This is a genomic window from uncultured Mailhella sp., from assembly GCF_963931295.1.
Classification (GTDB): domain Bacteria; phylum Desulfobacterota; class Desulfovibrionia; order Desulfovibrionales; family Desulfovibrionaceae; genus Mailhella.
The window spans coordinates 139476-158038 of sequence record NZ_OZ007001.1 but is presented as its reverse complement, the minus strand read 5'-3'; the positions used below and the strand labels follow the sequence as shown (position 1 = coordinate 158038).

15 protein-coding genes are annotated in these 18563 nt (G+C 61.8%); 9 read left to right on the top strand and 6 right to left on the bottom strand.

The window, feature by feature from the left end; all coding sequences use genetic code 11:
* The first annotated feature begins 522 nt into the window (after nt 1–522).
* The 3 genes from nadC to nadB all read left to right on the top strand — a co-directional run bounded on the left by nadC (nt 523) and on the right by nadB (nt 4385).
* Nucleotides 523–1509: a carboxylating nicotinate-nucleotide diphosphorylase gene (nadC, locus tag ABGT79_RS00750; protein WP_346664557.1), complete on the top strand. Its 987-nt coding sequence runs from the start codon at nt 523–525 to the stop codon at nt 1507–1509.
* 47 nt (nt 1510–1556) lie between these two features.
* Nucleotides 1557–2615, top strand: coding sequence for a quinolinate synthase NadA (nadA, locus tag ABGT79_RS00745; protein ID WP_346664556.1), 1059 nt, complete (start codon nt 1557–1559; stop codon nt 2613–2615).
* A gap of 192 nt (nt 2616–2807) precedes the next feature.
* Entirely contained in the window at nt 2808–4385 is a 1578-nt protein-coding gene (gene nadB / locus ABGT79_RS00740) for an L-aspartate oxidase (protein ID WP_346664555.1), read from the top strand.
* Nucleotides 4386–4882: 497 nt separating this feature from the next.
* Here the strand turns inward: nadB and ABGT79_RS00735 are convergent, their stop codons facing one another.
* The 3 genes from ABGT79_RS00735 to ABGT79_RS00725 all read right to left on the bottom strand — a co-directional run bounded on the left by ABGT79_RS00735 (nt 4883) and on the right by ABGT79_RS00725 (nt 7668).
* The gene (locus ABGT79_RS00735) at nt 4883–5626 is read right to left on the bottom strand and encodes a sulfite exporter TauE/SafE family protein (protein WP_346664554.1); all 744 of its coding nucleotides are present in this window, start codon (nt 5624–5626) and stop codon (nt 4883–4885) included.
* Between the two features lie 96 nt (nt 5627–5722).
* Nucleotides 5723–6466: a sulfite exporter TauE/SafE family protein gene (locus ABGT79_RS00730; protein ID WP_346664553.1), complete on the bottom strand. Its 744-nt coding sequence runs from the start codon at nt 6464–6466 to the stop codon at nt 5723–5725.
* 710 nt (nt 6467–7176) lie between these two features.
* Complete coding sequence (locus ABGT79_RS00725) at nt 7177–7668, bottom strand: rubrerythrin family protein (protein WP_346664552.1); 492 nt, start codon at nt 7666–7668, stop codon at nt 7177–7179.
* A gap of 174 nt (nt 7669–7842) precedes the next feature.
* On the opposite strand from ABGT79_RS00725, the gene ABGT79_RS00720 reads away from it, so the two are divergent.
* The 6 genes from ABGT79_RS00720 to ABGT79_RS00695 all read left to right on the top strand — a co-directional run bounded on the left by ABGT79_RS00720 (nt 7843) and on the right by ABGT79_RS00695 (nt 13974).
* Nucleotides 7843–8520, top strand: coding sequence for a YigZ family protein (locus ABGT79_RS00720; RefSeq protein WP_346664551.1), 678 nt, complete (start codon nt 7843–7845; stop codon nt 8518–8520).
* Nucleotides 8517–9485 carry an asparaginase gene (locus ABGT79_RS00715; RefSeq protein ID WP_346664550.1) on the top strand — a complete coding sequence of 323 codons (969 nt, stop codon included), beginning with the start codon at nt 8517–8519 and terminating at the stop codon, nt 9483–9485. The genes ABGT79_RS00720 and ABGT79_RS00715 overlap by 4 nt, the downstream gene beginning before the upstream one ends.
* 67 nt (nt 9486–9552) lie before the next feature.
* Nucleotides 9553–10059 carry a peptidylprolyl isomerase gene (locus ABGT79_RS00710; RefSeq protein ID WP_346664549.1) on the top strand — a complete coding sequence of 169 codons (507 nt, stop codon included), beginning with the start codon at nt 9553–9555 and terminating at the stop codon, nt 10057–10059.
* A gap of 107 nt (nt 10060–10166) precedes the next feature.
* On the top strand, nt 10167–10610 hold the full coding sequence (locus ABGT79_RS00705) for a glutaredoxin family protein (RefSeq protein ID WP_346664548.1): 444 nt from the start codon (nt 10167–10169) through the stop codon (nt 10608–10610).
* A gap of 51 nt (nt 10611–10661) precedes the next feature.
* A complete protein-coding gene (locus ABGT79_RS00700; RefSeq protein WP_346664547.1) occupies nt 10662–12299 on the top strand; it encodes a hypothetical protein in 1638 nt (545 codons plus the stop codon).
* Nucleotides 12292–13974 (top strand): hypothetical protein, encoded by a 1683-nt coding sequence (locus ABGT79_RS00695; RefSeq protein ID WP_346664546.1) that lies wholly within the window; start codon nt 12292–12294, stop codon nt 13972–13974. The genes ABGT79_RS00700 and ABGT79_RS00695 overlap by 8 nt, the downstream gene beginning before the upstream one ends.
* 689 nt (nt 13975–14663) lie before the next feature.
* Here ABGT79_RS00695 and ABGT79_RS00690 read toward each other — a convergent pair.
* From ABGT79_RS00690 to ABGT79_RS00680, 3 genes are all read right to left on the bottom strand, one after another.
* Complete coding sequence (locus ABGT79_RS00690) at nt 14664–15155, bottom strand: translation initiation factor IF-2 (protein WP_294486428.1); 492 nt, start codon at nt 15153–15155, stop codon at nt 14664–14666.
* Nucleotides 15152–17245 (bottom strand): TRAP transporter permease, encoded by a 2094-nt coding sequence (locus tag ABGT79_RS00685; protein WP_346664545.1) that lies wholly within the window; start codon nt 17243–17245, stop codon nt 15152–15154. The genes ABGT79_RS00690 and ABGT79_RS00685 overlap by 4 nt, the downstream gene beginning before the upstream one ends.
* Before the next feature lie 113 nt (nt 17246–17358).
* A complete protein-coding gene (locus ABGT79_RS00680; protein WP_346664544.1) occupies nt 17359–18336 on the bottom strand; it encodes a TAXI family TRAP transporter solute-binding subunit in 978 nt (325 codons plus the stop codon).
* Between the last annotated feature and the right edge of the window lie 227 nt (nt 18337–18563).

The window sequence follows — 18563 nt, the reverse complement described above, 5'->3', positions numbered from 1 at the left end:
AAACGTCAGGCGCAGGAGCGGCCGGAGCGGCAGAGAAGCTTGAAGCCGCGTCGGAGGAAGGGGCTTTTGCCCGGGCGTCGGCGGCTTCCGCAGGCGTGGCTGACTCGGCGTTCTTGTCGGCCTCGTCGGAGCCGGAAGCCGCGTTCTCTGCGGCAACAGTTCGGGAATCTTCGGCCTGTGCGCAAGACGCGTCGCCCCCGGCCTGCGGGGCTGCCGGAGCATTGGTCGCGGGACGCGTTTCGGATGCAGGGGCGTCGGGCGTCGCATGTTCGACGCTCGATGCGTCGGTTTTCATGGCAGAGGATGCGCTTTCGGAAGATTGCGGGGGAGTGGAGACCGGAACAATGGGGGAGAGACGTTCGTTTTCTGCTTGTGATTGTGTTTTTTTACTCATATCCTGTATTCTCCCCAAACACACTTGACGAATCGAGAGAGGTCGCCTAGCCTGTTACTTCACACCATTTTGTGGAGAAACTCTCCTTCGGGACACAGTCCCGCAGAGGAAGAAATAAAGAGGCGGACATGTCCAAAGACGCTATTGAATATCATGCCCGGGCCGCAGGAGCAAGCTCCAATATGAGCGGACAGGGCTTTGCTGCGCTTCATGTGGATCCTCCCTTCGTCATTCCCGCCGACACCGCGGCGGCGCTTTCCGAGACGGCCTGCGCCTTTGCCGCCGATCTCATCTGTCTGGCGCTTGAGGAAGACGGTCCCGATCTGACGAGTCTCGGCATCTTTCCGCCGGAAGAAGAGGCGCGGGCCTACATCGTGGCCAAGCAGCGCACTCTTGTGGTGGGATTGCCGCTCATCAGTCTGGTGCTTTCCGTCATCGGCATGGATCCCGCGTCGTGGAGCGCCGAGGTCGAGGAAGGCAGTCTCGTGGAAAACGGCACCGTGGTGGCGCGCCTGCACGGCAACACCATTCAGCTGCTCAAGGCCGAGCGCGTGATCCTCAACCTGATGACGCATCTTTCCGGCGTGGCCGATCTCACCCGCGCCTACGTGGAAAAGCTCGAAGGCACGGGCGTGCGCCTGCTCGACACGCGCAAAACCCTGCCCGGACACCGGTATCTGGAAAAATACGCGGTCCGCATGGCGGGAGGCTGCAACCATCGCATGAACCTTGCCGACATGCTGATGATCAAGGACAATCACATCGACGCGGCAGGCTCCATCACGGGAGCCGTGGAAGCGCTGCGCAACCGCTACAATCCCTGTCCGCCCATCGAGGTGGAGTGCCGCAACGAGGCCGAAGTGCGCGAAGCGGTGGCCTGCCGCCCGGAGCGCATTCTGCTCGACAACATGGGGCCGCAGCAGCTTGCCGAAGTGCTTCCCCTGATTCCGCGCGACATTGAGGCCGAGATAAGCGGCGGCGTAACGCTGGACACCATTCGGGAACTGGCGCTCTCCTGCCGCGAGCGCCCGGCGGATTTCATTTCCGTGGGCCGCATCACCCATTCCGCGCCTTCGGCTGACTTCAGCATGAAGATGGAGCGCGGCAACCGCTGATTCTGCACCGTGCCGGAATCGCTCCGGAACACGGTCATGAGGTTTTTATGGATAACAAGGCATACGTTCCGGGCTCGACCGATTCCCGCATCGAAGAGCTCAGGAAGCGTTTCGGCGACGATCTCGTCATTCTCGGACACCATTATCAGTCCGACGAGGTGGTCCGTCACGTGGACATCGTGGGCGACTCGCTGGAGCTGGCCCGCCGCATTCCCGACATCGAAGCCCGCAACATCGTGTTCTGCGGGGTGTACTTCATGGCGGAATCCGCCTGTCTGCTGGCCCGGCCCGGGCAGCGCGTGTTCCTGCCCGATCACGAGGCCGACTGCGCCATGGCCCGCATGGCCCGCGCCGAAGACGTGGAACGCGCCCTCGAAAGACTGACGGCTTCCGGCAGACGCGTGGTTCCGCTGGCGTACGTGAATTCCTCGCTGGCGGTGAAGGCCGTGGTGGGACGCTTCGGCGGTGCGGTGTGCACCTCTTCCAACGCGAAGGTCATGCTGGAATGGGCCCTCAGACAGGGCGACGCCGTGCTCTTTCTGCCCGACCGCAACCTCGGCCGCAACACCGCGCGCACGCTCGGCATTCCCGCAAAAGAGCAGTGCCTGCTCGATCTTTCCCGCGACAACCTCGACAGCGATGAGGCCCGCTCGGCCCGGCTGCTGCTCTGGCCCGGCTGCTGCCCCATTCACGAATCGCTCATGAAGCCCGACATGGTGGATGCCTTCCACAGTCACTTCCCGGGCTGCCGCGTGCTCGTGCATCCCGAATGCTCTCCCGAAGTGGTGGAGCGCTGCGACGGCGCAGGTTCCACCGCCTACCTCATCAAGGAAGCCGAAAAGGCCGCCGCCGAAGGAAAGGAATCCGCCCTGTGCATCGGCACGGAATTCCATCTGGTGCGCCGACTCATGGAAAAATACGCCGACCGCATCAACATCATACCTCTCGCACAGGCCACCTGCGCCGATATGGAAAAGGTGACCGCCGAAAGACTGCTGGCCACCCTGGAAGGGCTGGACGAAGGCAGGGGCGAAGTTTTTGTGGACGAAGCCCTCAAGGCTCCGGCCCGCGAGTCACTGGTACGCATGCTTGAGGTCTGCCGCTAGTCCGGTTTGCGGCAAAGGGCGCGACGTGTTCCGGGGCTTTTGGTCCGGCGGAATCCGTTGCGCCCCGGGCATGAAAGGGGGCCTGCGGCCGCGCCGCAGATCGACGTTCCGGTCGGACGCACGACCCTCCAACGGATACGGTTCCGTATCCAATCGCTGCTGCGGGTTCTGCCGCAGTTCAGGCGTCGCTATATGAATGCATTACGTTATCGTTCTCAGGTACTTGTCATAGGCTCGGGCCTCGCCGGGTGCGCGGCCGCGCTCACCATGGCCGACAAGGGATTCGACGTGCATCTCCTCATGCCTACCGAGGAGCTGGACGGCGGCAATTCCATCATGGCTCAGGGCGGCATCGTGTTCTCCACCGATCCGGAAGATCAGAAATCCCTTGAGCACGACATGTTCGTGGCCGGTCACGACTACAACTACGACGAAGCCGTGCGCTTTCTCGCCGAACACGGCGGCGAGGCCGTGCAGAGCATGCTCATCGACAAGCTCCACGTGCCCTTCGACCGCAACGCCTCCGGCAAGTGGGACATGACCCTCGAAGGCGGGCACGCCGTGCCCCGCATCGCCCACTGCGCGGACTACACGGGCCGCAGCATCATCGAGCACATTCACGCCGCCGTGGCCGCTCATCCGAACATCACCGTGCTCGGCGGCCGCTCCGCCGTGGACCTCGTGACCACCGAACATCACGCCTGCTCCACGGCCTGCCACTATCAGCTCACCAACCGCTGCCTCGGCGCCTACGCCTTCAACGAGGCCACGCAGGAAGTGGAACTTCATCTCGCCGAAAACACCGTGCTCGCCACGGGCGGCGTGGGACAGGTGTATCTGTATTCCACGAACAATCCGTGGGCCACGGGTTCGGGCATCAGCATGGCGCACCGCGCGGGCGTGCGTCTGGCCAACATGGAATTCATGCAGTTCCATCCCACGGGTCTGTTCAATCACGCGCAGCAGATTCCCCTGCTTACCGAGGCCCTGCGCGGCGAGGGCGCGCACGTGGTGAACAGCAACGGCGAGCGCTTCGTGAGCCGCTACGATCCCCGCGGCGATCTCGCGCCCCGCGACGTGGTTTCTCAGGCCATCGTGAGCGAAATGCTGGCCACCGGTGAGAATCATATGCTGCTCGACTGCTCCACCCTCGACTGCGACGTAACCCGCCGCTTCCCCACGGTGTTCGAGAGCTGCCAGAAAATCGGCATAGACATGCGCACGCAGCCCCTGCCCATCGTGCCCGTGGCGCATTACTTCTGCGGCGGCATTCTGGTGGATCTGCGCGGCAGAACAACGCTCGACAGACTCTACGCCGTGGGCGAATGCAGCTGCACTGGCATTCACGGCGCCAACCGCCTGGCCAGCACTTCGCTGCTGGAAGCCCTGCTCTGGGGCATTTCCGCCGGCAACGACATCGCCGCGCGTCTGGATTCCGAGCATTTCGACACGGGTATCTTTGCCGAAATCGCCGACTGGAAGCATCCCGGCAACGAGCACAACGACGATCCCGCGCTCATCGCACAGGACTGGGCCACCATACGCCACATCATGTGGAACTATGTGGGCATCATTCGCACCGAAAGCAGGCTGCGCCGCGCTTTTGCCGATCTGCGCGATCTGTCCAGCCACCTGCACGACTTCTACAAGCATACTCCGCTCACGCAGTCGCTGGTGCATCTGTTCCACGGCTGCCAGACGGCCTACCTCATTACCCAGGCCGCACTGCGCAACAAGCAGAGTCTGGGTTGCCACTACCGCAAGGATTAGTTGCAGAGAGTTCCGCAGGGAATGAATCGCAGGCCCGCGCTTTTGCTTCCGGCAGAGCGCGGGCTTTTTCGTCCGCGTCGAGCTGCCGGAAGCCGGGCGTGCGCGAGGCTCCGGCCGGGGAGCGGACGGCGCATGTTCAATGAACGACGCCGGTGAACAGGCAGGCGAGGCCGATGAACGGACAGGGGAGCGATAAACGGGCGGGGCGTGACCAGGGAACGACTGAAGAACGATCAGAGAGCGACGGGGAACGAGCGGAAACGGCGCGGCGGCAGGATGCAGGGGGGGAAATCCGGGGGCACTGCGTCCGAAGCGCGGGAGCGACCGGGGAAAGCCCGGCGGCAGAAGACCGGAAGAGCGGGCGATTCTCGGGCGATGCCTACGGAGAGCCGAAGCGGATCAGCAAAAAAAAGGGCGCAGTTTGCCGTTGCGGCAGGCTGCGCCCCGTTGCGTCATGGAGGGATGGGCGGGAGAAGCGGCACTGCCGTTGCGGAGCGTCAGCGCGTGAGGTAGGGCAGCACGCGCATGAACAGCGAGACGGCGGCCACGCCGAGCAGAATGAGCAGAGCGTTGTGGAAGGTTTCCTGCCGGATGCGTTTGGCGAGCGGACAGGCGCACAGAAAGCCGAGCACGGCGGCCGGAGCCACCCAGGACGAGGCGCGGACGATGTCTTCGGTGATGAGTCCGTTGCTGATGACGATGCCGAGACTGACGAGCGAAGCCACGGTGGACGAGGTGAAAAAGCCGCGGGCCTTGTTTTTGTCCAGACACATGAGCGAGGCGTACATGGCCATGATGGGACCGTTGATGCCGATGGAGCCGCCAAAGAATCCCGCAATGAAGCCGCAGATGTATTTCATGGCGGCTCTTGGGGCCATGCATGTGCCGAGCCAGTCCTGAATGAGCTGCACGGTGATGTGCAGCACGATGATGATGCACAGCAGAAGTTCCAGAAGCTCGACATCCACGATTTTGAGCGTCCATACGCCGATGACGATGCCCGGCAGGGCGGGAATCCAGAAACCGAGCACGTCCTTGACGTCGATGTAGCGCCAGTAGAGCAGCAGAGTCATCAGGCCGACCATGATGCTGGCGATGAAGCTGATGAGAATGATGCTTTTGGATGAAATGAATATCGTGATGAGCGGCAGGGCGATGAGCGTGCCGCCCATGCCCGTGAGACCGTTGATGAATGCGCCGATGAACCACGCTGCGCCGATGATGAACAGATCGCTGACCATGGAAGTCTCACATGGATTTAGGGAGTGAATGAGCCGAATGCAGGAAAGGAGACGTCATTGAGCGGCCGGAGGATCCGGCGTACGCGCGCAAAGATCTCAGCTGGAGAAATAGGGCAGGAGTTGAAAGAACAGGGAGACGGCGGCCACGCCGAGCAGAATGAGCAGGGCGTTGTGAAAGGTGCTCTGCCTGATGCGTCTGGCAAAGGGCCAGGCGCAGAGGAAACCAGTAACGGCGGCGGGAGCCACCCAGGAGACGGTGTGAATGACGTGGTCCGTGACGAGACCGTTGCCGACGAGCACGGAAAGGCTCACGAACGAAGCGATGGTGGCGCTGGTGAAAAAGCCGCGGGCTCTGTTTTTTTCCAGGCACATGAGAGAGGCGTAGATGGCCATGACGGGGCCGTTGACGCCGAGCGAGCCGCTGAAGAAGCCTGCGCCGATGCCGCAGACGTATTTCATGACGGCTCTGGGAGCCATGCAGGTTCCGAGCCAGTCCTGAATGAGCTGCACGGTAATGTGCATGACGAGCAGGATGCAGAGAAGAAGTTCCAGCCAGGCGATGTTGACGATTTTGAGCGTCCACACGCCGAGGAAGATGCCGGGCAGGGCCGCGAGCCAGAAGCCGAGCACTTCTTTAATATTGATGTAGCGCCAGTAGAGCAGAAGGCTCATGAGTCCGACGAGAAAGCCGGAGATCATACTGACGACGATGGCATCCTTGGAGGACGCAAACAGGGATATGAGCGGCAGAGCGATGAGCGCGCCGCCCATGCCGGTGAGTCCGTTGATGAACGCGCCGATGAACCAGGCCGCGCCGATGATGAGAATGTCGTTGTCCATGACCGCCTCGGAAAGTCGTAAACGTCGATTGTTATGCCTATCCGGGGTGTTTGTAAATGAAAAAGGAGCGGGTTCGGCGGAAGGGGCGGCAAAAAGGACGGCGCGCGGGAACGGATCGTGCAAAAAATCGGGGGATGGGGCGGAAGAGTGAGGCGCGCGACGGCGTTTTTTTGTCGCCGCGCAGGGAGAGAAATGGACAATGTTCAGGGGCGGCTGCCCGGCGACGGAGAAAAAAACTTTCCGAAGCAGGATAGCGCGGGGAAAAAGGTCTTGCCGCAACGGGGAAATTTCGCTTCGGCTCCGACCTGCGCGCGACGAAAAGTTCCTCTTTCCGGCGGGCGGGGCGCACGGTAAAAAACAACATCGCCAGGCACATGCTGCTCTGTCCGGGTTGCTTCATCGCGGAGCACGCGAAAGGGCAAGCCGGCTCCGACCGGGGAGCGTCGGGGAAATTTTGTTTCGTGAGGGGCGCAGAACGCAAGACCATCCGCATGCCGGGAAGAGTGACGGATGTCCCGCTCGCCTGGGAGGCTGGCGCCCCGTCGAGGCGGCCCCGAACGCCCCGTTCCGCCCGGGGGGAAGGATGCTTCGAGCATTTCAAGGGGGGCGCTTCGTCGGATACCCTGCGTCCGACGCCGATCCGCCGGAGCCGGGCGCAAAAAAAGGCCGCCGGAATGCCGACGGCCTGAGAATGACTCTGTGAGGCAGAGTTACTTCACGGTGTAGAACTTGTCGCCGGAAGCGCCGCACACGGGGCACTTGCCTTCAAACTTGCCCTTGCTGATGAAGCCGCACACGGGGCAGATGTAGTAGTCTTCGGCCTCGGTGGTGGGATCCTTGGACACGTCCTTGTAGAGTTCGGCGTGAACGCCTTCCACCTTGCAGACCATGTCGAGGTACTTGGCCACGGCCATTTCCTCTTCATTTCTGGCGTCGAGGATCATGCCGGGATACATGTTCACGCATTCATGGGTTTCGCCGGCAATGGCGGCCTGAAGGTTTTCGGCGGTGCTCTTCACTTCCTTGGCGTTGCGGAAATGGGCAAGCGCATGGATGGTTTCGGCTTCGGCGGCGGCGCGGAACAGCTTGGCGGCCTGCTTGCAGCCTTCCTTTTCGGCCTGGGCGGCAAAGGCGAGGTACTTGCGGTTGGCCTGAGATTCGCCGGCGAACGCTTCCATCAGGTTTTCATAGGTCTTGCTCATAACGACTCCTTGTGCGAAAAAACGTTGACGTTGCTTTGTTTGTTTTGCTGTGTTGTTCCTTAGTAGGAACAATTCTTATTTAGGACAGAGTTCCGCCTTTGTAAAGTGTTTTCTTGCAAGGCGGCGGTTATTTTTTTGTCTTTTTTTATAACCATATGATAATAAAGGTTTTTTATGGCAGTCTCCTACAAGGTCCCCGATCTGCCGCTGTTCGACGCGGCGCTTTTGACGCGTCCGGGCGGAAAAGAAGCATGTTGCGTGCGCTTTGAAGAGGAGATCAAGCGCAGCCGCTTCATTACCACGCTTGCGCGGGCCGACAGCCGGGAGCGCGCGCTCAGCTTTGTGGAGAGCGTGCGCCGGGAGTTTCCCGACGCGAGGCATCACTGCTGGGCCTACGCCGCGGGGCGTCCGGGCGACACGGCGCAGGTGGGGCAGAGCGACGACGGCGAACCCCACGGCACGGCGGGCCGTCCCATGCTTGCGCAGCTTCTGTACGGGGGCGTAGGCGAGCTTGCGGCCGTGACCACGCGCTATTTCGGGGGGATCAAGCTGGGCACGGGCGGCCTGACGCGCGCGTATCAGAACGGCGTGAAGCAGGCGCTTTTGCTTTTGCCGGTGACGGAAAAAAAGGTGCTCGCGCAGGCGATGGTGGAAGTGGACTACGCCCACGCGGACCGGTTTTACCGGCTGCTGCCGCGCTTTCAGGCGCGCGTGGTGGAGGAGGACTTCGGCGCGCGTGGACTCTTTACCCTGGAGATGCCCGAAGATCTTGTGGAACCCTGCCGCGAGGCGCTCAGAGAAGCGACGGACGGCGCAAGCGAACTCATGCCTCTGGAAGAGGATAACGGATGAAGAACATTCTCATGCTGGCCACGGGCGGCACCATAGCCTGTGAGCCTTCGGAAGACGGGCTGGTGCCGCGTCTTTCCGGCGAAGCCATGCTGCGACATCTCGGCAGGGATCTGCCCTGCCGGGCGGACGTGCGCGAGCTCATGAATCTCGACAGCAGCAACCTCCAGCCCGAAGACTGGGAAACCATGGCCCGCGCCGTGGCCGACAACTACGACAAGTACGACGGTTTCGTCATCACGCACGGCACGGACACGCTGGCCTACACGGCGGCGGCGCTGCATCAGATGCTGAGGCATTTGTCGAAGCCCGTCATCATCACGGGGGCGCAGCTTCCGCTGGAGGCGGAAGGTTCCGACGGCCCGCGCAATCTGAAGGACGCCTTTTTCGTGGCCTGCGAGGGCGAGCCCGGCGTGTTCGTGGTGTTTCACGGCGCGGTCATCGACGGCGGAAGGGCAAAGAAGATGCACACCGAGAGCTTTGCGGCCTACGCCAGCGTGAACGCGCCGCTTGCGCGCATTACGCCGCAGGGCGTGCAGTGGAAGGAGCGCCGCCCCCTGCCGCGGGAGCCCCTGGAGCTTGTGCTCGGCCTTGAGCGCATGGTCTGCGTGCTCAAGCTCGTGCCGGGCACGTCTCCCGGACTTCTGGACATGCTTGTGGACGCGGGCTATCGGGGCGTCATCATCGAGGGTTTCGGCGCGGGCGGCGTGCCCAACGATCGCCGGGGCAGCTTTCTGCCTGCCATACGCCGCGCCGTGGAAAGGGGCGTGGTCATCGTGTGCGCCTCGCAGTGCGTGTTCGACGGCGTGGATCTTTCCCGGTATCCCATCGGAGTGCTGGCGGCGAGGCTCGGAGCGATTTCCGGAGGCGACAAGACCGTGGAAACCCTGACCGTGCGGCTCATGCAGGCGCTGCGCCACTGCGGCAGCGCGCAGGAGGTGCGCGCCTTCATGGAAAGCCCCCTCTAGGCCGTTTGCCTTGCCTTTTCCCCTTTTTTGCGTCACAAAAGAAAAAATTACCTCTATGGAGACGACAATGAGCAATCCTCTTGTTCTTATGGAAACTTCCTCCGGCGACATTCTGCTGGAACTTTTTGAAGACAAGGCTCCCGCCACCGTGGCGAACTTTCTGCGCTATGTGGACGAAGAGTTCTACAACAACACCATTTTCCACCGCGTCATCAAGGATTTCATGATTCAGGGCGGCGGACTCGGCGTGCGCATGGACGAAAAGCCCACCCACGAACCCGTGGTCAACGAAGCGGGCAACGGCCTTTCCAACAAGCGCGGCACGCTGGCCATGGCCCGCACTTCGGAACCGCATTCCGCCACGGCGCAGTTCTTCATCAACGTGGTGGACAACGAGGAGCTCGATCACAGGGACGACACTCCCGAAGGATTCGGCTACTGCGTGTTCGGTCGCGTGGAAGACGGCATGGACGTCGTGGACAAGATTGCCAAGCTCAAGGTGAAGCCGCAGGGCGAGCACGAGGCCGTGCCTCTGGACATGGTCGTCATCACCCGCGTCAGTCGTTTTGAATAGCCGCCCATTGCGGAGAGCCGGTTTCGCGCCGGCTTTTTTTGTATGTTGCCGCCCCGGAAGGTGCGGTCAGCCGGTCCGCGGCCGCGGGTCGAGTTCAGGAGCGTTACGTGGAAGCTGTTTCGGGTTCAGGCGCGTTGCCCCTCATCGTGGCGTGTGTTCTCATAGGCATCTGTCTGCTGGTCTTCTTCGGCAAGGAGAAGAAGAAATCGACGGAAAAGGTTCGCCCCTTGTCGGCCACGGGGGTTCCCCGCGGCAAGGAGGAGGATTACCGCTGCGGCGTGGATCCGTGCAGCTGCGGCATGCCGGTGATGTACACCCTGCATACCTGCCGTCACTGCGTTCGCCTCAAGGATTTTCTCGATCAGCGGGGCATTGAGCACAAGCTCATCTATGTGGACGACTTTGAAGATCCGGCCAGAAAGGAAATCATGACCACGCTCCGTTCGCACAATCCCCGCGGCTCGTTCCCCACGCTGGTGGTGCCGGACGGCCGCAGCGTGGTAGGTTTTCGCGAAGAGGCCGTCAAGGCGCTGCTGGGCCTTGCGGACTGACAAGCGGCTATGGCGTCCTGAGCGGATTTCCAGCAACGTCAGAGGAGCGTTATGAATAAAAAGTACATCGTGGGAGGCCTCATCTTCTGGGCCGGCGTTTCCGGCTACATGGGCCTGCGCATTCTCGAAAGCTACACCGAAGACGCCGTGTTCGCGGCGCTTTCCGCCGTGCCTGCGCAGGCTGCCGAGATCAGGTATTCCTTTCTCAGCAACACCCTTGCACTGAAGGGCGTGGAATATGAGCTCCCCGACGACAGGATCATGCACAAGGGCACCATCGAAAGCGTGGAAGTGAAGGGCTTCAACCGCAAGTGCGTGTACGTGAAGCCCGACATGCCCGCCTATCATGCCGACACGCTTCCCGTTGTGGCGGAATCCGTCACCGCAAGGGGCATTGTCGACAACATTCACGTGGCGCAGACGCGCGTGGAGCAGAAAATAGACGAAGTGCAGATACGCGGCTGGCGTCAGCGCCTCGGCATGCTGCTCGATCAGCACAGTCAGCATCGCGGAGAGGCATCGTTCTTCGAGGAACTGTTCCGATGCAGTCTGGAGGGCTTCGACGTCGGCAGAATCTCGACTACCATTCTTGCGCCCGACGCCGCGCCCGTGAACGTGACCGTGGATTCCGTTTCCCTGCCCGACGGCCTGCGCGCCCCGCGCGGCGAGGAGAAGGTGGCGCCCGCGAGCGTGAGAATTTCCGGCATCCGCTTTGCCGGTCATCAGTTTTTCGGCGGCCTCCAGAGTCTGGAACTGAGGGACGTGCTGCTTCCCGAACCCTCGGCGCTGGCCGAAATTTCCCGACTGAACCGGGACTCCGCTTCCGAGGTTGCCCAGTTCGGCGCGCTCAGGGACGAGACGATCGGCAAGGTGTTCGCAGTTCTGCAGAAGAATTACGAGAACAAGATTCCGGTGGGGCGCGTCGCCCTGCAGGGCGCTTCGTTTGCCCGGAACGAATATCCGCCGAATTCGGGCGGCAAGGTCGCCGTGCTTTCCGTCGGCCTGAAGAGCCTGGACTATGCCCTGTCCTGGGCAGACAAGGGCGCGCTCAGGAACACGACGAAGCTTTCCGGTCTGAAGATCAATGTTCCGTACACGCTGCCGGGAGCCAAAGTGATTTCCCGCTACGCGCCCGACGGGCTGGTGCTGAACGCGGACGGCGAGAGTCTGACGAGCGACACGGAGTTCTCGGCCAGGTCGCACTACGAGCTGGAAGGCCTCGGAACGCTGGACGGCGACATCTCCCTGACCGGCGACATGAGGACTCTTGAACAGGCGCTTCTCAGCGATGAGGAGTCGCCGGAAGAGCTGGACGCGCTCATGCAGAATCTGCGCATGCGGAGCATGCATCTTGTTTATAAGGATTCCGGACTGGTGCCCATGGGCGTGGAATTTGTGTCCGCGTGGAAGTTCAGCACGCCGGAAAAGCTGCTGGCAACCTCCGTCGGCATGCTGAAGATGTTCGGGGAAACTCCCGAAAGACCCGTGCGGGAACTCTGCCGCGCGCTGGCGGAGCAGCTTTCCCGACCCGGCGAATTTTCCATGACCATTGCTCCGGAAAAGCCCATGAACGCTGCGGAGGCGTTTGCCCTTGCCTCCGCCAATCCCGACGCGCTTCCCGTCTCCTTCAGCTCGAAGCCGGGCGACAGGGCGCTGACGGATTATCTGCGAGGGAAAGACCATGAATAAGAAATATGTGATCGGCGGCGTCATCGTGGTGTGCGCGGGCATTGCCGGATGGTTCGGCGTGCGCGCCGTGGAAACGCAGACGGAAAAGGCCGTGGCCGAGGCGCTCGCCGTGGTTCCCGCCGAGGCTCGCGAGATCAAATATTCGCTGCTCGGCAACACGCTTACGCTGAAGGGCGTCACCTACGAGCTCTCCGACGAAGGCTTCGCGCGCAAAGGCTCCATCGACAGCGTGGAAGTGAAGGGCTTCAACCGCAAGTACGTCTTTACGAAGTCAGACGCGGCCTACAATCCCGATTCGCTTCCTGTGGTTGCCGAGTCCATTGCCGCCGCGGGCATCGACGACACGGTGACTCTGGGAGAGACTACCGTGGAGCAGAAGGCGGACAGAGTGCGTCTTATGGGCTGGTATCAGCGGCTCGGTACGCTTCTGAGCCTGCACAGGGAGCACAAGGGAGAGGCGCCGTTCTTTGAGGAACTGTACCGCTGCCGTATCGACGGCATGGAAGCTTCCAACGTGTCCATAAAACTTTCCGAGAAAACGATGTCGCCCGTCAGTCTCAGCGTGGAGAGAATCGCCCTTGTGGAAGGCCTGCGCGCGCCCGAAGCAGGGGAAAAGACTTCTCCCGTCAGCCTGGGATTTTTCGGACTGCGCGGCTTTGGCAAGGATGTTTCCGGCTCACTGGACACGCTGGAAATCCGGGACATCCGCATGCCCGAGCCGGAGCTGGTGGCGGAATTTCTCAAGGTGAGCAAAAAAATTGACGCCGTCAGCGAGGACGATCTGTTCGGCGATGTCGGCGAGCAGATCTTTACGGAGATGGATCGCATCATAGGAGAGGCCTATCAGGATCACATGCCCGTCGGCCGCATTTTCATGGAAGGCGGCTCCCTGAACTTCCAGGATACGCCGGAAGAAGCGCCTGCGGTCTTTGAAGGCGGCTCCCCGAGCGTTCAGGATGCGCCCGAAGAGAAAGGCGCAGAGCCTGCGGTCTTTTCCGTGACCATGAAGAGCTTCGACTATCGACTGTCCATGACGGAGCCGGGCGCGAGCCGTTATGTCACGGATCTTTCCGGCCTGAAGATGACGTTCCCGAAAACGATGGAGGAGGCCGACATCATTTCCCGCTATGCTCCGGACGGCCTCACGCTGAACGCGTCGAGCGACAGCCTGGTGAGCCGGGAAGCGTGTTCCGGCAAGGTTCGGTACGAGGTGGAGGGCCTCGGCTCCCTGGAAGGCGACATGGCGCTGCAGGGCGATCTTCGCGGGCTGGTGAACGCGATCACGTCCGATGACAGGGCCGGGCTCAACGAGTTCATGACCAGCATGAGGCTGAAGAACGTGAACGTGACGTATCGGGATTCCGGCCTGCTGCCCATGAGCGTGGAAATTGCGGCCCGGTGGGGCGATTCGACGGCGGAGCGCGAACTTGCCGAGCTTTCGATGCTGCTCGGAAAGATGGCGAAGGAAAAGGAACGGCCCGTGCGCGAGCTCGGCGAGGCGCTGCTTGTCATGTTTGAAAAGCCCGGCGTGATGCGCATGGTCATTGCTCCGGCGCAGCCCATGAATTTCATGGAGGCGCTGACGCTGGCTTCCCTGAACCCCGATGAGCTGCCGCTGAGCTTCAGTGCGGAGCCGGGGAACAAGGCGCTGAGGGATTATCTGCCGAAACAGTAAGTCCGACGCTGGCGGGCCTGCCGCGCGGCGCAGAAGGGCGACGGAGTCATCCGTCGCCCTTCGTCGTTCATGAGGGGGGGGCGCAAGGCAGGCGCGTTCCCGGGCTTTCACGCTTGTGCGGGGGAGAAGCAAGGCGTCCGGCAGCGGAGAATCCTGCGCGGGGAGAGTTACGCCGATCCGTTTGTTTGCCGAGTCGTCCGTCTGCCTTGTTGCCGGGCCTGCGGGCATTTGGCGCGCAAAAACGCATGAAGCCTCGCGCCACGAATTTGTGCGGTCGGAGCGCGACAGGGGGGGAGGCATCGGCGGAAGTCCGGCGGCGATGTTCTGGGCGGGGGAAGAAGAGACTGCACGGAAAGACATCCGGACGGCGTTCAAGGCGCTTTTCGGGCGGAAGCTTTGGGAATTAGGCGCGCGGAAGGGCTCGGCCTGGCGCGGACTTCCGGTCTGTGAAGACATTCGGCCTGCGCAGACGGTGCGGCCTGCGTGACCATCGGAAGGGGATGTACTCGGAGACATGGGCAGTCCGTGCAGCCTGCGGGTCCTCGGCGACCGGGGAAGTCGGCAGGTGCGGCCCGTGCAGACTGGGCGGGTCCGGCGGCAGGAAAAGCCTGCGGGGCGCATGAAAAAACTCCCGCCCCGGAGCTTTGGCCGCGGGACGGGAGTGAGGGAGATTCATCTGTCGGGGATGTTTAGCTGTTGATGTGTGTTTTCCAGATGTGCTTGACGGGGTGGGTTTCGTTGTAGTGTTCGTGGAAGACCTTGAGGCGTCGCTGGATGCGCAGCGTTCGGCGCATGAGCTCGCTCAGGCTGAAGAACGCGGCGGAAACGAGTATGCACACCACCAGCGTGGCCACGCCGCCGTACAGGTACAGCAGACACACGTCCGGATCGGGATCGTCCATCTGCCACACGAAGACGAAGAAGCCCAGAATGCCGAGCATCCAGAGCAGATGCGCGCAGCCTTTGATGATGCTTTCCATGGGCACGCGGGCGTAGGGGTTCACTTCCACGAGGGCGGTCCATTCGTCGCTGCCGCATTCGGGGCAGCGGCCGAGGTAGTCGGGGAATATGGTCTTGCAGTGTGCGCACTGCAGTTCCTGCTGCACGTTGCCGTCAACGATTTTTTTCATCGCTCTGGGGCGCAGGGAGCGCTTGGCGATGATGCCGGTTCTTCTTTTCATGCCGCTGCCTCCCCGGACGCCGTGCGTGCGCCCGCCTTCTGCCGCAGATACGCGAGAGTCATGAGGGCAAGGCCCGCCAGATAGCCGAAATGCCGCTGTTCCTGAGGCAGGAAGAAGCCGGTGAGCAGGGCGGGATACATGAGAACCACCGAAGCGCCGAGAAGAAGCAGCCGGTCGAGCAGGCTGGTCTTCGTGATGAACCATCCCTGAATCATGGAGGAGAAGCAGACCATGCCGAGCGAGGTCATGCAGAAGATCATGACGGCTTCGGGCAGGCTGTTGATGTTCCAGAGGATGATGTCGTGGTTGAAGATGAACACCAGCGGCAGCAGGGCTGTGCGTATGTCGTAGAAGAAGCCCTGAATGCCCACGGCGATGGGGGAGGCGTTCGCAATGGCGGCTCCGGCGTAGGCGGCAAGGCCGACGGGGGGCGTGTCGTCGGCGAGAATGCCGAAATAGAAGCAGTACAGATGCGCGGCCATGAGGGGCACGGCGAGCTGCACGCCGTGAATGCTGAAGCCGGAAGCCAGTTCCACGAGCACGGGAGCGGTGAGCGAGGCCATGATGATGTAGTTTGCGGTGGTGGGAAGACCCATGCCGAGCAGCAGGCTTGCGGCGGCGGTGATGATGAGCAGCAGGAAGATGTTGCCCATGGAAAGCACTTCCACAAACGAGGTGATCTGCTGGCCGAGACCGAGAGAGACGCATCCCACGATGATGCCTGCCGAAGCCGTGGCCAGTGCCACGCCGGCCATGTTGTTGGCTCCGGCGGCCATGGAGGAGACGGTCAGCTTGAGGCCTTCCTTGAAGGCCTGCCACTTGGAGGTCTTGCGCACCACGGCGACGCACACGGGCTGAAAGATCATGATGACCGCGAGCACGAGAATGGCGCGGAACACGGAAAGCTCGGCGGAATGCTGCAGGGCGATGAGCTCATAGAGCAGCATGGCCAGAGGAAAGAGAAAATGCAGTCCGCCGCGCAGCACCTCCCAGGTGCGGGGCAGCTCGTCTTTGGAGAGCCCGCGCAGACCGAGCTTGCAGGCTTCCACATGGGTGATCCAGAGCAGGGCGGCGTAGGAGGCGAAGGCCGGAATGGCGGCCGCCTTGGCCACTTCGATATAGGGCACGTTCACGTATTCGGCAATGATGAAGGCGGCCGCGCCCATGACGGGCGGCGCAAGCTGACCGTTGACCGACGACGCTACTTCGATGGCGGCGGCCTTCACGGCGGGATAGCCCACGCGCTTCATGAGCGGAATGGTGAAGGTGCCGGTGGTGACCACGTTGGCGATGCTGGAGCCGGACACCATGCCGGAGAGGGCGGAACTGAACACGGCGGCCTTGGCCGCGCCGCCGCGGTATCTGCCGAGACCGCTGATGGCGAGCTGCGTGAAGAAGGTGCCGCCGCCTGCGCGGTCGAGCATGGTGCCGAAGAGCACGAACAGGAAGACCACGGTGGCGGAAACCTGAAGCGGAATGCCGTACACGCCCTGCGTGTCCATGGTTATCTGCGAGATGAATCGGGAGAGCGACGCGCCCTTGAAGGCCAGAAAATCGGGCAGGTAGGGCCCGGTGAACACGTACAGAATGAAAACTGTGCAGATGATGGGCAGCGCCGGACCGAGCACGCGGCGGGTGGCTTCGAGCAGCAGAACCACGAGCAGAATGCCCATGAGGATGTCGCGGGCGTTGGGCGCGCCGGGACGGGAGGAGAGTCCGGCGTAATCCAGAAAGATGTAGAGCGCGGCCACGGCAGCCATGATGCCGAGAATGTAGTCCATGACGGTCACTCTGTTCATGGCCAGCAGAATGCGCAGGTCCCATCGCGAGGAGGACGAGGGCTTGAGCATGGGAATGTTGAAGTAAACGAGGGTGATGGCAAAGGCCAGATGAATGGCCTTCACAAAGATGGAGTCGATGAGCAGAAAGCTCGCGCTGGCCATCTGGAAGAGCGACCAGCAAAGGGCGATGACGAAGGTGATCTTCGCCGTAATGCCCATGGTGTCGCCGCGCATGCCGTGCTCGGCGTGGGCCAGATCTTCCTTGTACTTGTCTCCGGCCGGAGTGGTCTGAATGTGTTTTTGAGGCATGAGAGAGTGTCCCGCAGGTTAGGAAAAACAAAAGACGGCGCGCGGGGGCGGGCCAGACCCGACCCCCGCCAAAGCAGCCGCCAGAAGGAGCAAAGGGCGCGGACGCGGCGTTGCTACTTGATCAGGCCGACTTCCTTGAAGTACTTTTCTGCGCCGGGATGGAAGGGAGCGGTGCGGCCTTCCAGCAGGCTTTCCCTGGTGATGGATTCGAGCGCCGGATGCAGCTTCTTGAATTCGTCGAGGTTTTCCACCACTTCCTTGGTGATGGCGTACACGATGTCGTCGGGAGTATCGGCGGAGGTCACGAAGGTGGCGAGCATACCGATGGTTTCCACCTTGCCGTCGGAAGCGTTGGAGGCGTCGGGATACTGACTCATGTCAATGAAGGTCTTGGAGTAGTAGGGGCACTCCTTGAGCAGGTTGTCCATGCCGGTGATGGGCACGATGCGGCACTTGCGCTTGCCGGCCGTGGCTTCCTTGATGTTGCCGTTGGGATGGCCCAGCGTGTAGAAGAAGCCGTCGATGCGGCCGTCCTGAAGTGTGTGGGGCGCGTCGGCGGGCTTGAGGCCTTCGCCGCGGAAGTCCTTGCCGGGTTCGAGGCCCACTTCCTTGAAGACCTGGAGGGCGTTGATGCGGTTGCCCGAACCGGGATCGCCGAGGTTGATGATTTTGCCCTTGACGTCGGCGAGGCTCTTGATGCCGGAATCCTCGGCGGCCACGAAGGTCACGGCTTCGGGCGCGAGGGCGAACACGAAGCGCAGTTTGGTCACGGGCTTGCCTTCCCAGTCGCCGACGCCCTTGTAGGCCTGATACTGAGTGTCGGCCTGAGCGATGCCGAATTCAAGATCGCCGTTGTTGATGGCGTTGATGTTGAACTTGGAAGCTCCGGTGGATTCCACGCTGGCGCGGATGTTGTACATGTCCTTCTTGGCGTTGATGATCTTGGCGATGGCTCCGCCCGTGGGATAGTACACGCCGGTGATGCCGCCGGTGCCGATGGTGACGAATTTGGCGGCCAGGGCGTCGCCCGCCATCGCGCCGGAAAGAAGCATGGCCGCGCCAAGGGCGACGGCAAAGAATTTTCTGAACATGGGTGCCTCCTGCAACGTTCAACATTGTCAAAAATGGCGAGAAAAAGGTCGTTGTCGACGCTGTTTTCTGTTCCTTTTGCCTGATTGTCGCATGATGTCATCGTTTTTTGCGCAGCGCAATAGGCAAAAAATTCACGAAAATGTGAATATCGCGTCGATGTCGCAGAGAAGCAGCAGAGAATTGCAGCGTTGACACTGGGGATTCTTGTTGTGTATTTTGTCAATTA

Bases quoted from the DNA above. Each gene is read 5' to 3' on its own strand.
- nadC (WP_346664557.1), top strand. From the start codon at position 523: ATGTCCAAAGACGCTATTGAATATCATGCCCGGGCCGCAGGAGCAAGC.
- nadA (WP_346664556.1), top strand. From the start codon at position 1,557: ATGGATAACAAGGCATACGTTCCGGGCTCGACCGATTCCCGCATCGAA.
- nadB (WP_346664555.1), top strand. From the start codon at position 2,808: ATGAATGCATTACGTTATCGTTCTCAGGTACTTGTCATAGGCTCGGGC.
- ABGT79_RS00735 (WP_346664554.1), bottom strand. From the start codon at position 5,626: ATGGTCAGCGATCTGTTCATCATCGGCGCAGCGTGGTTCATCGGCGCA.
- ABGT79_RS00730 (WP_346664553.1), bottom strand. From the start codon at position 6,466: ATGGACAACGACATTCTCATCATCGGCGCGGCCTGGTTCATCGGCGCG.
- ABGT79_RS00725 (WP_346664552.1), bottom strand. From the start codon at position 7,668: ATGAGCAAGACCTATGAAAACCTGATGGAAGCGTTCGCCGGCGAATCT.
- ABGT79_RS00720 (WP_346664551.1), top strand. From the start codon at position 7,843: ATGGCAGTCTCCTACAAGGTCCCCGATCTGCCGCTGTTCGACGCGGCG.
- ABGT79_RS00715 (WP_346664550.1), top strand. From the start codon at position 8,517: ATGAAGAACATTCTCATGCTGGCCACGGGCGGCACCATAGCCTGTGAG.
- ABGT79_RS00710 (WP_346664549.1), top strand. From the start codon at position 9,553: ATGAGCAATCCTCTTGTTCTTATGGAAACTTCCTCCGGCGACATTCTG.
- ABGT79_RS00700 (WP_346664547.1), top strand. From the start codon at position 10,662: ATGAATAAAAAGTACATCGTGGGAGGCCTCATCTTCTGGGCCGGCGTT.
- ABGT79_RS00695 (WP_346664546.1), top strand. From the start codon at position 12,292: ATGAATAAGAAATATGTGATCGGCGGCGTCATCGTGGTGTGCGCGGGC.
- ABGT79_RS00690 (WP_294486428.1), bottom strand. From the start codon at position 15,155: ATGAAAAGAAGAACCGGCATCATCGCCAAGCGCTCCCTGCGCCCCAGA.
- ABGT79_RS00685 (WP_346664545.1), bottom strand. From the start codon at position 17,245: ATGCCTCAAAAACACATTCAGACCACTCCGGCCGGAGACAAGTACAAG.
- ABGT79_RS00680 (WP_346664544.1), bottom strand. From the start codon at position 18,336: ATGTTCAGAAAATTCTTTGCCGTCGCCCTTGGCGCGGCCATGCTTCTT.